This window comes from Sphingosinithalassobacter tenebrarum, assembly GCF_011057975.1.
GTDB classification, from domain to species: domain Bacteria; phylum Pseudomonadota; class Alphaproteobacteria; order Sphingomonadales; family Sphingomonadaceae; genus Sphingomonas; species Sphingomonas tenebrarum.
In genome coordinates this window covers 518,356-533,080 of the sequence record NZ_CP049109.1, presented here as the reverse complement: position 1 = coordinate 533,080, position 14,725 = coordinate 518,356, and the positions used below count along the sequence as shown (strand labels likewise).

At 66.6% G+C, this 14,725-nt stretch carries 10 protein-coding genes; 2 read left to right on the top strand and 8 right to left on the bottom strand.

Annotated features, from left to right (window positions below):
• A complete protein-coding gene (locus tag G5C33_RS02685; protein ID WP_165325800.1) occupies positions 1-2,241 on the top strand; it encodes a TonB-dependent receptor in 2,241 nt (746 codons plus the stop codon).
• 101 nt (positions 2,242-2,342) lie between these two features.
• A complete protein-coding gene (locus tag G5C33_RS02680; protein WP_165325799.1) occupies positions 2,343-3,599 on the top strand; it encodes a spinster family MFS transporter in 1,257 nt (418 codons plus the stop codon).
• A 359-nt stretch (positions 3,600-3,958) separates the two neighbouring features.
• Here the strand turns inward: G5C33_RS02680 and G5C33_RS02675 are convergent, their stop codons facing one another.
• The 8 genes from G5C33_RS02675 to G5C33_RS02640 form a co-directional block, all read right to left on the bottom strand.
• Positions 3,959-5,527: a peptide chain release factor 3 gene (locus G5C33_RS02675; protein ID WP_165325798.1), complete on the bottom strand. Its 1,569-nt coding sequence runs from the start codon at positions 5,525-5,527 to the stop codon at positions 3,959-3,961.
• Between the two features lie 109 nt (positions 5,528-5,636).
• Entirely contained in the window at positions 5,637-7,730 is a 2,094-nt protein-coding gene (locus tag G5C33_RS02670; RefSeq protein WP_165325797.1) for a nitrate- and nitrite sensing domain-containing protein, read from the bottom strand.
• 216 nt (positions 7,731-7,946) lie between these two features.
• On the bottom strand, positions 7,947-8,831 hold the full coding sequence (locus G5C33_RS02665) for an aldose 1-epimerase family protein (RefSeq protein WP_228275173.1): 885 nt from the start codon (positions 8,829-8,831) through the stop codon (positions 7,947-7,949).
• A complete protein-coding gene (locus G5C33_RS02660; RefSeq protein ID WP_165325796.1) occupies positions 8,828-9,307 on the bottom strand; it encodes a hypothetical protein in 480 nt (159 codons plus the stop codon). The genes G5C33_RS02665 and G5C33_RS02660 overlap by 4 nt, the downstream gene beginning before the upstream one ends.
• Positions 9,300-11,714, bottom strand: coding sequence for a phenylalanine--tRNA ligase subunit beta (gene pheT / locus G5C33_RS02655; RefSeq protein WP_165325795.1), 2,415 nt, complete (start codon positions 11,712-11,714; stop codon positions 9,300-9,302). Before pheT ends, G5C33_RS02660 begins: the two co-directional genes overlap by 8 nt.
• A 160-nt stretch (positions 11,715-11,874) precedes the next feature.
• Positions 11,875-12,957: a phenylalanine--tRNA ligase subunit alpha gene (gene pheS, locus G5C33_RS02650; protein WP_165325794.1), complete on the bottom strand. Its 1,083-nt coding sequence runs from the start codon at positions 12,955-12,957 to the stop codon at positions 11,875-11,877.
• A gap of 79 nt (positions 12,958-13,036) precedes the next feature.
• On the bottom strand, positions 13,037-13,843 hold the full coding sequence (locus G5C33_RS02645) for a hypothetical protein (RefSeq protein WP_165325793.1): 807 nt from the start codon (positions 13,841-13,843) through the stop codon (positions 13,037-13,039).
• A complete protein-coding gene (locus G5C33_RS02640) occupies positions 13,840-14,670 on the bottom strand; it encodes a hypothetical protein (RefSeq protein ID WP_165325792.1) in 831 nt (276 codons plus the stop codon). Before G5C33_RS02640 ends, G5C33_RS02645 begins: the two co-directional genes overlap by 4 nt.
• Positions 14,671-14,725 lie beyond the last annotated feature (55 nt).

Sequence of the window (14,725 nt, the reverse complement as noted above, 5' to 3'; positions counted from 1 at the left end):
ATGTCACGCATGATTCCGTCTGCCCGCTCGATTCTGCTCGCGGGTGCCACTGTTGCCGCACTGGGCGCCGCGCCCGCTTTCGCGCAGGACGTCACGACACAGGACGATGCGGCCACGACGCCGATCGCGCAGGAAATTGCCGGCGACGAAATCGTCGTCACCGCGCGCCGCCGCGAGGAAAGCCTGATCGACGTGCCGATTTCGCTGTCGGTCGTGTCGGGCGACCTGCTCGCCGAGCAGGGCGCGCCGGACATCACCGCGCTGCAGGATCGCACACCGAACCTGACGCTGCAGATCGCGCGCGGTTCGAATTCGACGATGATCGCCTTCAGCCGCGGCGTCGGCCAGCAGGACCCGCTGTGGGGCTTCGAACCCGGCGTGGCGCTGTATATCGACGATGTCTATGTCGCGCGTCCGCAGAACGCGATCCTCGACATTTTCGACGTCGAGCGCGTCGAAGTGCTGCGCGGTCCGCAGGGCACGCTCTACGGTCGCAACACGATCGGCGGCGCGATCAAGTACGTCACCAAGAAGCTGGGCAACGAATTCCACGCCACCGCGCGCGCTTCCTATGGCAGCTTCGACCAGATCGACCTGGTCGGCACGATCACCGCCCCGATCACCGATACACTGTCGGTCGGCGGCGCCTTCGCCTGGTATCAGCGCGACGGCTATGGCGAGAACCTGACGTCGGGCGTCGATCAGTATGACAAGGATGTCATGGCCGGCCGCGTCTCGGTCGAATGGCAGCCGACCTACAATGTCTTCGTTCGCGTCGCCGCCGATCGCACGCTCGACAAGTCGAATCCGCGCCACGGCTATCGCATGGAAGGCAATGGCGGCCTGCCCGCCTATGAGCCGCTCGACAGCGTCTATGACACGCGCGCGGGCGCGGGCGACGACAACCGGGTGATGAGCCAGGGCGTTTCCGCGACCGCCGAGATCGACCTGTCGAGCGAGCTGACCTTCAAGACGGTCACTGCATGGCGCAACGGCAACACCGACACGATCATCGATTTCGACAATACCCCCGATCCGATCCTCGACGTTCCGGCCTATTACGAGGATCGCCAGTTCACGCAGGAGCTGCAGCTTCTCTACAGCGGCGAACGACTGCAGGGCGTGTTCGGTCTCTATTACCTCAATTCGCGCGCATCGGGTGCGTTCGATACGGTGGCGGGCGCCTTCGGCCTCACCATCCTCACCGCGGGTACGGTCGATACCAAGAGCTATGCCGCGTTCGGCGACTTCAGCTACGACCTGACCGATCAGCTCTCGATCTCGGTCGGCGGCCGCTATACCAAGGACGACAAGACCGGATCGGTCTATCGCCAGAATTTCGCCGGCATCCGCAGCCCGCGCTTCGGCAACTCCGCCGCGGTTCCGGGACTGCTGCGCACCGATTACACCAATGACCGCAGCTTCGAGCAGTTCACGCCGCGCGTCTCGCTGAGCTATCAGCCGCGCGAGGCGCTCAACTTCTATGCGAGCTACGGCAAGGGCTTCAAATCGGGCGGGTTCGACATGCGCGGCGACGCGATCCTGACGCCGACCACGGTGAACGGATACGAACCCGAAACCATCGATTCCTACGAAATCGGCATGAAGGGCGCGTTCCTCGACAACACGCTCTTCTTCAATCTCGCCGGCTTCTATTCGGAATATAAGGACCAGCAGGTCACCATCCAGTCGCCCGCGGCGGGCGGCGGCATCGCCAGCTTCGTCGACAATGCCGGCCGCGCCGAAATCTACGGCTTCGAAGCCGAGGCGCGGATGGTCCCCTCGCGCCACTTCTCGGCGAACCTTGTCGTCGGCTACACCCATGCCGACTACAAGGAGTTCTTCACCTATATCGCGGGCGGCACCACGCCGGTCGACGTGTCCGATCAGCGCGTGTTCCAGAACACGCCGAAATGGACGGCGAACGCATCGGCCACCTGGTCGGAAGATCTGGCGGGCGGCACCATCGCCTTCACCCCGGCCATTTCGATGCGCAGCGACATTTCGATGTTCGAATATGCTTCGCCGCTCGATCAGGACAGCTACTTCCTCGTCGACGCCAGCCTCAACTGGACGAGCGCCGACGATCGCTACCGGATCGGCGTCGCCGCGCGGAACCTGACCGACGAACGCTATCGCGTCGGCGGCTATTATTTCCCGGGTGCGGCCTATGGCAATTCGATCATCGGCTATTACGGGCCGCCGCGCACCGTGACCGGCACGATCGAGTTCCGCTACTGATCGCGCTTCCGCAATCTGCCCGGGTGGCCTAGGCTGCCCGCAACAACGGGCCGGTCGCGCTCCCCCGCGAACCGGCCCGAATTGTCTGGAGAGAGAAAGCCATGAACGCATCCGGCGCGGCCATCAAACGGCCGAACAGCGGACTGGTGCTGGCGATGCTGCTGCTCGTCTACACCTTCAATTTTCTCGACCGGCAGATATTGGGCATCCTCGCCCAGCCGATCATCGACGATCTCCAGCTTACCGATTCGCAGTTCGGCATGCTCGCGGGCGTCGCCTTCGCCTTGCTCTATTCGATCCTCGGCGTGCCGCTTGCGCTGCTTGCCGACCGCACCAGCCGCAGCACGGTGATTGCCGCGTCGCTGGCGATCTGGAGCGGCTTCACCGCGCTGTGCGGCACCGCCACCGGTTTCGTGCAGCTCTTCTTCTACCGGCTCGGCGTCGGTGTCGGCGAAGCGGGCGGCGTCGCGCCGTCCTATGCGCTGATCGCCGATTATTTCCCGCCCGAAAAGCGTGCCCGCGCGCTCGCCATCTATTCGCTCGGCATTCCGGTGGGCCTGGCCGGCGGCACGCTGCTCGGCGCCTATATCGCCGCCGCCGTCGACTGGCGGATGGCGTTCCTCGTGATGGGTGTGGCGGGCATTCTCGTCGCGCCGGTGTTCAAATATATCGTCCGCGATCTTCCCCGCCCCGCCGACGAGGAGCGCAACGCCGCCCCGCTCGGCGCGGTCTTTCCGATTCTGTTGCGAAAGCGCAGCTTCTGGCTGATCTCGTTCGGCGCGGGGTTCAGCTCGCTGTGCGGCTACGGCCTCGCCGCCTGGGTGCCGACGGTGCTGATCCGCAGCTTCGGCTTCGATCTCGTCACCACCGGCCAGTTCATGGGCTCGCTGCTGCTGATCGGCGGCACGATCGGCGTGTTTTCGGGCGGCGTGCTGGCGGACAAGCTGGGGAAGCGCGACAAGAGCTGGTATCTGCGGCTGCCCGCCATCGCCTGGGCCATCACCATCCCCACTTTCGCGCTGGGGCTGCTTTCGCCCAATCCGTGGATCGCCTGGCCGCTGCTGCTCATTCCCAACGGGCTGAACATCCTCTGGCTCGGCCCGATCACCACTGCCGTGCAGCATCTCGTCCCCCGCCATATGCGCGCGACCGCTTCGGCAAGCTTCCTGCTGATCAACAATCTGATCGGGCTGGGACTGGGGCCGACGCTGATCGGCTTCATCTCGACCGGGCTGAGCGCGAGCTACGGCACCGAATCGCTGCGCTATGCCGCGGTCGGCTGTCTCGGCTTCTATGTGATCGCGACCGCGCTGGCGCTGCTCGCCGCGCGCACGCTCAAGCGCGACTGGGTCGACTGAGGTGCGCGGACGCGACGGGAAAGTCGATTAGGTAATCGTCCGTTTCCGTACGCGCACGATTCGGGGAAGCCCTGAATCGCCGCACCTGCGAAGGCGCGGTAACACCAGATCAATTCCGAGGGCGCCGCCTTTCGGGTCGCGTATGGCCGGACGATCGCTCCCCCCTGATCGTCCGGCCTTTTGTATTTTCAGGCGATGCGCGCCGACAATTCCTCCCCCGGAGGGGGAGGGGGACCGCCGCAGGCGGTGGAGGGGTATTGGCCCCAAGCGCAGCGCTCTTGGCACCTTACCCCTCCACCACCAGCTCCGCTGGTGGTCCCCCTCCCCTTCCAGGGGAGGAATTTTTGACGGAACGCCCTCTACCGCTCGCGCGTCGCGGCGAATTTCACATCGGGATAGCGCTCGGCGACATACCCCACTTCCCAGGCGGACTTGGCGAGGAACACCGGATTGCCGTCGCGATCCTTGGCCATCGCCCCGCGGTTGATCTCGGTGAAATTCTTGAGCGCGGCGGCGTCGCCCGAAATCCAGCGCGCGGTATCGAACGGCGCGGGTTCGAGCGCGGCGGCGACCTTATATTCCGCTTCGAGCCGCGAGAGCAGCACGTCGAGCTGAAGCTGACCGACCACCCCGATGATCCAGTTCGACCCAATTTCGGGATAGAAGACCTGCGTCACGCCTTCTTCGGCCATGTCGTCCAGTGCCTTGCGCAGCTGCTTGGTCTTGGTCGGATCCTTGAGCGCGACGCGGCGCAGGATTTCGGGCGCGAAATTGGGCAGCCCGGTAAAGCGCACATCCGCCTTCTCGCTCAGCGTGTCGCCGACGCGCAGCGTCCCGTGATTGGGAATGCCGATGATGTCGCCGGGAAACGCCTCGTCCGCCAGCTCGCGCTGCTGGGCGAAGAACATGATCGGCGAATGGATCGCGATCGGCTTGCCATGCCCCGTCGGCGTCAGCTTCATGCCGCGCTTGAACGTCCCCGAACAGAGCCGCATGAACGCGATGCGGTCGCGGTGATTGGGGTCCATGTTCGCCTGCACCTTGAAGACGAAGCCGGTGACTTCGTTTCGGGTCGGCTCGACCGGCTCGGGCTCGGCGGGCAGCGCGTGCGGCGGTGGCGCATGTTCGGCAAGCGCGCCGATCAGCGCGTCGACGCCGAATTCCTTGAGCGCGGAGCCGAAGAATACCGGCGTCAGGTCGCCGTTGCGATAGGCCTCGCCGTCGAATTCGGCATAGCCCGCCAGCGCCAGCTCGGCATCTTCGCGCAGCTTGGCGAGATTTTCGGGCGAGATGATCGCGTCGAGCTGCGGATCGTCGAGCCCGCTGGTCTGCACCACCTTTCCCTGGAACTCGCGGCTCGGCCCTTCGGGCAGCAGCAGCTTGTTCGTCCGCAGGTCGTAAATCCCCTCGAACTGGCCGCCCATGCCGACCGGCCAGGTCATCGGCGTCACGTCGAGCGCGAGCAGATCGGCGATCTCGTCGAGCGTTTCGAACACCTCGCGCCCTTCGCGGTCGCATTTGTTGACGAAGGTGATGATCGGGACGCTGCGCAGCCGGCACACCTCGAACAGCTTGCGCGTCTGGCTTTCGATGCCCTTGGCGACGTCGATCACCATCACTGCCGAATCGACCGCGGTCAGCGTGCGATAGGTGTCTTCGGAAAAATCCTCATGGCCCGGCGTGTCGAGCAGGTTGAAGGTGATCCCGTCGCGTTCGAAGGTCATCACCGAGCTGGTGACGGAAATCCCGCGCTGCTGCTCGATCTTCATCCAGTCGGAGCGCGCGCGCCGCGCCTGGCCGCGCGCCTTCACTTCGCCGGCCAGGTGAATCGCGCCGCCGAACAGCAGCAGCTTTTCGGTGAGCGTCGTCTTGCCCGCGTCGGGGTGGGAAATGATCGCGAAGGTGCGGCGATCGGGAGTCTGTGTCATCGCGCGCGCCTTAATGGGTTAGCGGCCCCGCGAAAAGCCGCGCGATGCGCCGCCATGCATTAAAAGGGATGGCCGGGCGCTCCCGATACGCCGGAGCGCCCGGCCCGGGTCACGCGGCCAGAGACACGGCCGCATCCCCGCTGCTCCGCGCAACCGCCGCAACGGCCGGGGGAAGCCGGAAGCGCGCGATGTCGCCGGTAAGCACATTGAGTTCATCGTTGATCCCGCGCGCGGCGGCCGAGCTCTGCTCGACCATCGCGGCGTTCTGCTGCGTCGATTGATCGAGCGTGCCGATCGCGATGGTGATTTCGCTGATCGTCGTAGATTGCGCGCGATTATCCTCGGCAAGCGCCGTCACCAGCCCCTGCACGGCGCCGACGCCGTCGGTGATCGCGGCGAGCGCAGTGTCGACATGCTCGACTGCCGCGACCGCATCGCCGATGTCGATCTGAGTCGCGGTAAGCTGCTCGCGCGCGGCCTGCGCTTCCTCCTCGGCACGCATCGCCAGCGCCGAGACGAGATCGGCGACCACCGCGAAACCGCGCCCGGCTTCGCCGGCCCGCCCCGCCTCAACCGCGGCGTTCATCGCCAGAACGCGCGTCTGGAATGCGATTTTGTCGAGTCCTTCGATCACCGCGTCGATCGCCTTGGCGCTCGCCGAAACCCGTGCCATCGCATCGTTGGCGCGCCCCGCAACCGCGCGGCCGTCGGCCACGGTGGCGATCGCGCTGTCGGTGCTGGTGGCGGTCTCGCTCGCCGCCTGCGCGCTCTGCCGCAGCCGCTGGTCGATCGTCGCCAGCGCCGCCGAGGTCTGCTCGATCGTCGCCGCGTTGCGCTCCGTCCGCCGCGCCAGATCCTCCGATGCTTCGGCGATCTCGCTCGTTCCCGAGCGGACCTGCAGCGATCGCGTCATGACCGATCCCATCAAGTCGCGCAGCTGCGCCACCGCATTGTTGTAATTGCGCGGAAGCGCCGCCAGCGGCCCTTCGAGACTGGCATCGACGGTTCGGGTGAGGTCGCCCTCGGCCAGCGCGTCGAGCCCCGCGCCGACGCCCGCGACGATATCGGCCTCCTGCTGCTTGCGCAGCGCTTCCTGCCGCGCGACTTCCTCGCGGGTATCGCGCAGGTTGGTGCGGAAGGCGCGAACGCTGTCGCCGACTTCCGCGAGTTCGTTGCGGCCCGAGGGCAAGTCGTCGCGTTCGGTGAGGTCGCCCTCGGTCATCCGGCTCATGGTCGCTTTGATCTGGTGCAGCGGGCGGACGATACTCCAGGCGATGAACAACCCCGCAGCCGCAACCACGGCGAGCAGCATCGCCAGCGCCACCACCGAGATGATCAGCCCGCGCAGCGCCGCATCATAGCGTTGCTGCGCGCGGGCGCGCATCGCCTCGCCGATCCGGTCCTCCAGCGTCTTGAGCGCATCGATCCGCGCCGTGGACGCGGCCCACCAGCGGCCGGCGAGGCCTTGCGGCGCCGAGCCGGTGGCGATGCTGCGATGCGCGGCGTCGCGAAGTTCACGCAGATCGCCGAAGACTCCGCTCTGGCGCAGCTTCGCGACCGCCGCGGCGTCGGCCTCCGACGCATGACGTTCAAGATCGTGGAAGCCAGCCTTCTGCTGCGCGATCAGGCCGACAAAGGTACGGTAGACCGGCATGGGGAACGCCCCCGCACCGAAGCCCTGCGCTCCCATCGCCCGCTCGAGACCCGCGGACTCCTTGATTTGCTGCAGCGTGATGAAGGTGGCACGCGCGCTGGCGTCGTTACGCGCCGTGCCGTGCGTGGCGAGCCCCTCGATGCCGTCCAGGCCATCCTCGATCATTTCGGTGAACAGCCCCGCAAGTTCGGGCACGGTGACCGCAAATCCGTCGATTGTACCGCGCAGGCGCGAAACCTCGCCGGTTGCCTTGAGCAACTGCGCGATTTCCGTGCTGCTCGGAAGCGTGGCGGCACCGCCCGCAGCGTCGACGCTGCGCGCCAGTGCCTCGCGCGCGCCGTCGGTGCGCTTGCGCTGCTCGCCAAGCGCGCTCGCGAACCTCGCGCCCCTGCTGGCGACATGCCCCGCCGACAGCCCGCGTTCGCGCTGCAGTTCGTGGACCAGATCGCTCATTTGGGTGGCGATCATGCTGTTCTCGACCAGCATCGCACCATCGGCGCGCTCATCGACGTGCATCTTGACCTGGCCTGCCGCAAGAAATGCAGCCACCAGCGTCGGAATTGCGCCCAGCAAGGCAATTCGATGCAAGATCGAAACGTTACGCAACACGCGCTATCACTCCGTTTTACTTGGAAAATTCGTTGTACGGAGGACTTATAGGATCGATTGGCGCCTTGCGGTTAACCCGGATAGGGCGCCCTCCTGAGGAATTACGGAAAAATACGGAGGGCCGCGTCGCAGGAATTACATCCGTACCGGAAGTAACTACCTCCGCTTCGAACCCTGCGCCCGGCGCAGCGCGACTTGCATGGCGAAACGGCGCGTCTCGCCGGGGGCGAACCGCATCATCCCCGGCTTGTCGCGAAAGTCGCCGTCATAGCCGACGGGATCGGCAATGCCGTGCCACGGCTCGATACATACGAAGCGCGCACCCGGCTTGGTCCACACGCCCAGTTTCGACGCATCGCCAAACCCGATTTCGAGCGCCGGGCCGGCGTCCGCGCCGTAGCGCAGCCCGCGGCTCGCGATCGATTCCCAGACCAGTGCGTCGTTTTCGAACAAGGCGTCCGACAGCGGCAGGATGCGTCCGTCGAGCGGCGACGGCAGCGACGGCGGCATCGCCAGCCCCTCGCGCAGCGGGCTGAGCCGCGCGGGTTCGGCCATGTCGAAGGTCAGCTTGTGGTCCTCGCGCGCCTGCCCATAGGGTAGCGGCCATGCGAAGGCGGGATGAAAGCCGAAGCTCGCGGGCATCTCATCCTCGCCGCGATTGGCGATGCTGATATCGATATGCAGCACCGGCCCGTCGAGGCGATAGGCCGCCTCCAGCGCGAAGGCGAAGGGATATTGCGCGCGCGTCTCCTCATTGTCGGTCAGGCGAAACACGGCGCTGTCGGGCGCATGCGATACCAGCTCGAACGCCTGCCGCCGCGCAAAGCCATGCTGCTTCATCGCATAGTCGCGCTCGCCCAGCCGATAGCGGTCGCCGCTGAGCCGCCCGACGATCGGAAACAGCAGCGGCGCATGCCCGGTCCAGAACGCCGGATCGGCATCGGTCATCAACTCGCGCCCCTGCGCGTCGCGCAGCGACCAGAGCTCGCCGCCCTGCGGATTAAGCGTGGCGGCAAGATCGGGTGAGGCGATTTCGATCAAGGCTGATCCCAGGGTTCTTCGAGCGGCGGGTCGCCAAGGTCGCTGCAGTTTGGCTGGTCTTCAAAGCGAAGAACACTGCATGCGAGCGGCTGGAGCGGACCGATCTGAGCCAACTTTACACCCAAAACGGTCCGGCCCTCTGACGTATCGATAACGACGGCAGTGCCGGCCACCATTGATTTGAAGCTTCGACCGATACCGGGAAGCCGCATGATATGCCGCATAAAGTCTGGATCATCGGAGCCACGGGAGAGCATGGCCACAAAGGTCTCGGCGCAATCGACAGGTGCCAGATAATAGCCGTGCGGGTCGGCATTCACCCAATAGGCTTCACCAGAGATTTCGCGCCCCGCATATGCCTCGGGGTCCGCCGCTGCCTCGCAGATCGGCACCGCATCCTCCGCCCCGGCATCCTGCCCGACCGGCGCGCCGGTCAGGCCAAGAAGCGCAAGGGCGAAGGTCAGCGGATCAGCCACGCAGCTCCGCACCCAGCTTGGCCGCCGCGGCGACCACCTTATCGGCGATGGCCTTCAGCTCGGCATCGGTGAAGCTCTTCTCGCCCGGCTGGAGCGTCACTTCGATCGCGAGGCTCTTCTTGCCTTCGGGCACGCCGGTGCCGGTGAAGATGTCGAACAGCCGCGCATCGACGATATTCGCCTTGTCGGCGCCCTTCGCCGCGCGGACGAGATCGCCCGAAGCGACATCGGCATCGACGAGGAAGGCGAAGTCGCGCGTCACCGGCTGGAGCGCGGGCGGCGTATAGGCCGGGCGCATGAAGCCGGTGGCCCGCTTGGCGGGAATCGCGTCGAGATAGAGTTCCACCGCCGCGACCGCTTCGTCGAGATCGAATTCGCCGGTCACGCGCGGATGCACCATGCCGAACGCGGCGAGGACATTCTTGGGCCCGAGCCGCAACGTACCCGACTGGCCCGGATGCCAGACGTCGCCTGCCGCGCCGCCCTCGGCCTTGCCCGGGACAGGCATCACCAGCAGATTGCCGACCGGCGCGCCCGCCGCTTCGAGCAGCGCCAACGCTTCGGCCTTGGCATCGAAGCCGTCGAATTTCGTGGCCTTGCCGCTCTGCCAGCCGCGCGGGCTCTTTTCACCTGCGAGCACGACGCTCAGCGTCGGGCGCTCTCCATCGGCCAGATAGCGCCGCCCGACTTCGAACAGTCGCACCGATCCCGCGCCGCGCTTGAGATTGCGCTCGGCCGCCGCGAGCAGGCCCGGCAGCAGCGAGGGGCGCATCACCTTCATGTCCTCGCTGATCGGATTGGCGAGCGTCCATGCCCCGCCACCGAACGGCGCGGCTTCGCTTTCGGAAATGAAGCTCCAGGTGACGGCTTCGTGGCATCCGCGCGCGGCGGCGGTACGCCGCAGCTTGCGCTCGAGCTTCTGCTCAGGCGTCGCGGTAGGCTTGGCGACGCCGAGCATGCGCGGCAGCGGCTCGGACGGCACCTTGTCGATACCGACCATCCGCACGACTTCCTCGACCAGATCGGCCGGCCCTTCGACGTCGCGGCGCCAGTTCGGCACCACCGCCGACTTGCCGTCTTCGCTGATCACAAAGCCGAGCCGCGTCAGGATATCGCGCTGCGTCCCGGCATCGACTTCGATCCCGCCCAATGTGCGCGCCATTTCGGGGCGGAACGCCACGCTGCGCGGCGCCGTCGGCGCTTCGCCCGCGCGCGTGACTTCGCTCGGCGTGCCGCCGCACAGCGCCAGCACCAGCCGGGTGGCGATTTCGAGTCCCTGATCGAGGAACGCCGGATCGACCCCGCGCTCGAACCGCTGGCGCGCGTCGCTCGTCAGCATCAGCTTCTGGCCGGTGCGCGCGATATGATCGGGATCGAAATAGGCGCATTCGATCAGCACATCGGTGGTGCTTTCCGAGGCGCCCGAATCCTCGCCGCCCATGATGCCGCCGATATCGTGGACCTGCGCGTCGTCGGCGATCACGGTCATGGTCTCGTCGAGCACATAGGTCTTGTCGTTCAGCGCCAGCAGCTGCTCGCCCGGCTTCGCCTTGCGCGCCACCAGCCCGCCCGAAAGCTTCGCCATGTCATAGACGTGAAGCGGGCGGCCGAGCCCGACCGACACGAAATTGGTGATGTCGACCAGCGCCGAAATCGGTTTCTGTCCGATCGCGGTCAGCCGCCGCTGCAGCCATGCCGGCGACGGGCCGTTGGTCACGCCATGCACCGCCTGCGCGAAAAAGGCGGGGCAGCCTTCGGTGTCTTCGGTGCGCACATCGGGCCCGGCGCCCTGCGGCGCGATTTTCGGCAGCGACCCGACAATGGCTTCGAGCGGCTTGAGCGTCCCCAGCCCCGCCGCCGCCAGGTCGCGCGCGATCCCGCGCACGCCCATGCAATCCTGCTTGTTCGGCGTGATCGCGACATCGATGACGGGATCGAGCAGCCCGGCATAGACGGGATAGGAAAGCCCCACCGATCCTTCGGCATCCTCGCCCAGTTCGATGATGCCCTCATGGCTCTCGCCGAGTTCGAGTTCGCGCACCGAACACATCATGCCGTGCGAGGTGACACCGCGGATCGCCGCGACCTTCAATTCGAAGCCGGAGCCGGGAACATAGGCGCCCGGCGGGCCGAACACGCCGATCATCCCCGCACGCGCATTGGGCGCGCCGCACACGACCTGCAGCGGCGCATCGCCGCCGGCATCCACGCTCAGCACCTGCAGCTTGTCGGCATCGGGATGCGGATCGGCAGTCAGCACCTTGGCGACGGTGAACGCCGAAAGCTTCTCGCCCGGATTTTCGACGCCCTCGACTTCGAGCCCGATCCGAGTCAGCGCGTCGGTGATCGCATCGATATCGGCGTCGGTTTCGAGATGCTCCTTGAGCCAGCCCAGCGTGAACTTCATGCCCGCGCCTCCAGCGCCATCCGTTGATTTCGAGCGCAGGTTCGAGCGAAGCCGAGAACCGAAGTCGAGAAAGCGGTTCTCGACGGGCGCATCTCGATATCTCGACAAGCTCGATACTCGATGCTGCTCGAACCGAACGGGAGGGAATGGTGAAGCTGTCTCATGCCCCCACTCCCCCGCTCAGCGTGGGCACGTCGAGCGCGGAGAAGCCGTAATGGCGCAGCCAGCGCAGGTCGCCGTCGAAAAAGGCGCGCAAATCATCCATCCCGTATTTGAGCATCGCGAGGCGATCGATCCCGCAGCCAAAGGCGAAGCCCTGCCATTCCTCGGGATCGAGCCCGCAGGCGGCGATCACCTTGGGATGCACCATTCCCGAGCCGAGCACTTCCATCCAGCCTTCGCTGCCGCCGATCACGCGCTTGCCCTTCTCGATCGAGAAACCGACATCGACTTCGGCCGAAGGTTCGGTGAAGGGGAAATAGCTGGGGCGCAGCCGCAGCACGATGTCGTCACGCTCGAAAAACGCCTTGAGGAAGGTCTCCAGCGTCCATTTCAAATGGCCGAGCGTGATACCGCGATCGATCACCAGCCCTTCGACCTGGTGGAACATCGGCGTGTGCGTCGCGTCGCTGTCCGAACGATAGGTGCGCCCCGGCGCGATGATGCGGATCGGCGGCTTCTGGTTGACCATCGTGCGGATCTGCACCGGCGAGGTGTGCGTGCGCAGCAGCATCTTCTGCTCGCCATCTTCGCCTTCGGGAAAATAGAAAGTGTCGTGCATCGCGCGCGCCGGATGCGTGTCGGGAATGTTGAGCGCAGTGAAATTATGCCAGTCGTCCTCGATCTCCGGCCCGGTCGCGACGGCGAAGCCCAGATCGGCGAAGATTTCGGCGAGTTCGTCCATCACCTGGCTCACCGGATGGACGCTGCCCGGCGGCGTGCCGTCGACCGGCAGCGTCATGTCCATCGTTTCCTGCGCAAGCCGCGCTTCGAGCGCGGCGCCCTCGAGCGCCGCCTTGCGCGCGGAAATCGCCTCGGTCACCGCTTCGCGCAGGCCGTGAATGCGCGGTCCCTCGCTCTGGCGCTCCTCGGGGCTCATTTTGCCTAGCGTCTTGAGCAGGCCGGTGACGGCGCCCTGTTTGCCGAGCGCGTGAACGCGCAGCGCCTCGAGCGCGTCGAGATTCACCGCCGTGTCCACGGAGGCGAGCAGGTCCTGGCGAAGCTGATCGATATCGGTCGTCATGTCGGCGCCTCCAAAGCAAAAGGGCGCCGGTGGCGCAATGGCGTATTGGAGGGGGCAACGCCCGATCGGGCGTTCGGGTTCAGGGAATTGCCGCGAACAGGCTCGCGCGCAGTGCCTCGATACCGCGCGCGTCGTTAAGATCGGCGGGCGCGGAAAGCGGCGAGACGACCCAGACATCTTCCCCGGCAACCACCGGCGCGTAGATTTCGGCGGCATGTTCGGCGATCAGGCGTGGCAGCCCCGGCGGCACAGCGGAGAAGCGCACCAGCGACGCCGGCTCCGCCCCGGTCGCACCATAGCCGAGCCGGGGTATCCGCTGCATCGCAGTCGCGAATCCCGCCTCTTCCGCCAGTGCGGCAAGCGCATCGGCGTCGATCGCATTGCCGAGCTTCAGCCCCTGCGGCGTGATCGCGCCATAGGAGAGGAACCAGAGATCGCCGTAGCGCACCTCGACCAGAAAACCGCCCTGTGCGGGCAGCACGCCGAACGGCTGATCGGGCAGGCCGGTGACGCGCAGCGGCATGTTGGCGCGGCGATCGTCGGCAAGTGCCTGCGCCGAGCCGGTATCAAGCCGGGTCAGCGCGCCGCTCGACATCAGCGCCGAAAGGTCGATCAGCCCCTTCTGATCGATGAAATGCGCGCGATAGCGCGGCACGCCCTCCCCCGGCTCGCGCGTGAAGAACAGCGCCAGGCCCAGACGGGGATGGACATAGGCGGTGCGCAGCCCCTGCGGCGCGATATCGCCCGGCGCCTCCGCGATCAGCGGGGCGGGCAGCACGATCCGCGTCATGCGCCGATCGGCCATCGCCGCATCGTCGGCGTCGAAACGCAAATCGCACGCGCCGAGCAGCAACAGCGGGATCAGCAGGGCGAGCCGCAGCCTCATGCGCTTTCCACTCCGGCAATCCATCCCCCGCGCAGCGTGCCGCCGCGCGTCAGCCCCTGCCGCACCGATTCCCGCAGATAGGCATCGAGCGCCGCCGGGCTGAGCGGCACGATGCGGCGCTGATGCCCGTCGAGCGCGAAACCGCGTGCCGAGGCGAAGGCCGTCAGCACCATCGCGGTGCACCCGCCCGCGATATGATGCGGCACGCGCGCCGCGGCGGGATCGAATCCGCAAAGCGGCTCGGGCGCGACCTGCGTTGTCGCGAAGGCGAGCGGATCGACCAGCGGGCCGAGCGGCACGGCCAGTGCATGGGCATTCGGGCCGATCAGCGGCACCCCGCGCAGCTTCACAACGATCGCGATGTCGTGCACTGCTTCGCACCGGCGGTCGGGGTGGCGGCAACTCGCGCTTGCCGGGACCGATGTCAGCACCAGGTAGATGCCCTCGGCATCGGCTTCGCCCAGCGTGGCGGGCCGCCCCTGTGGCGGCGCGGGGACGCGCGCGGTACCGCCGGGAAAGATCGCGTCGCGCAATGCCCGATCGAGCCCCGAAGCGACGCGGGCCGCGGGCACCAGATAGCGGCGCAGCACCGGCCCGTTCCCGTCGGCGGGAGCGATGGCGATGCCCGTACCGCTCTCGATCGGCGTCACGCGGGCGCCGTTTTCGGCCGCGAAACTGCCGTCGAGCGGCAACCGCACGGCATTGGCCGCCGCCCAGCGCGCGAGCAGGTCGGGCGCGACGCGCCCCCGCCCGGGCAGCATCGAATTGCTCGGAAACGCCAGGGCGACAAGCGCGATCAGCACCAGAATCAGGCGCAATTTTAACACCGCGAAGCTCCCCCCTGCGCGCCGGAAGCTAGGCGGACGTCATGACGTCATCAAG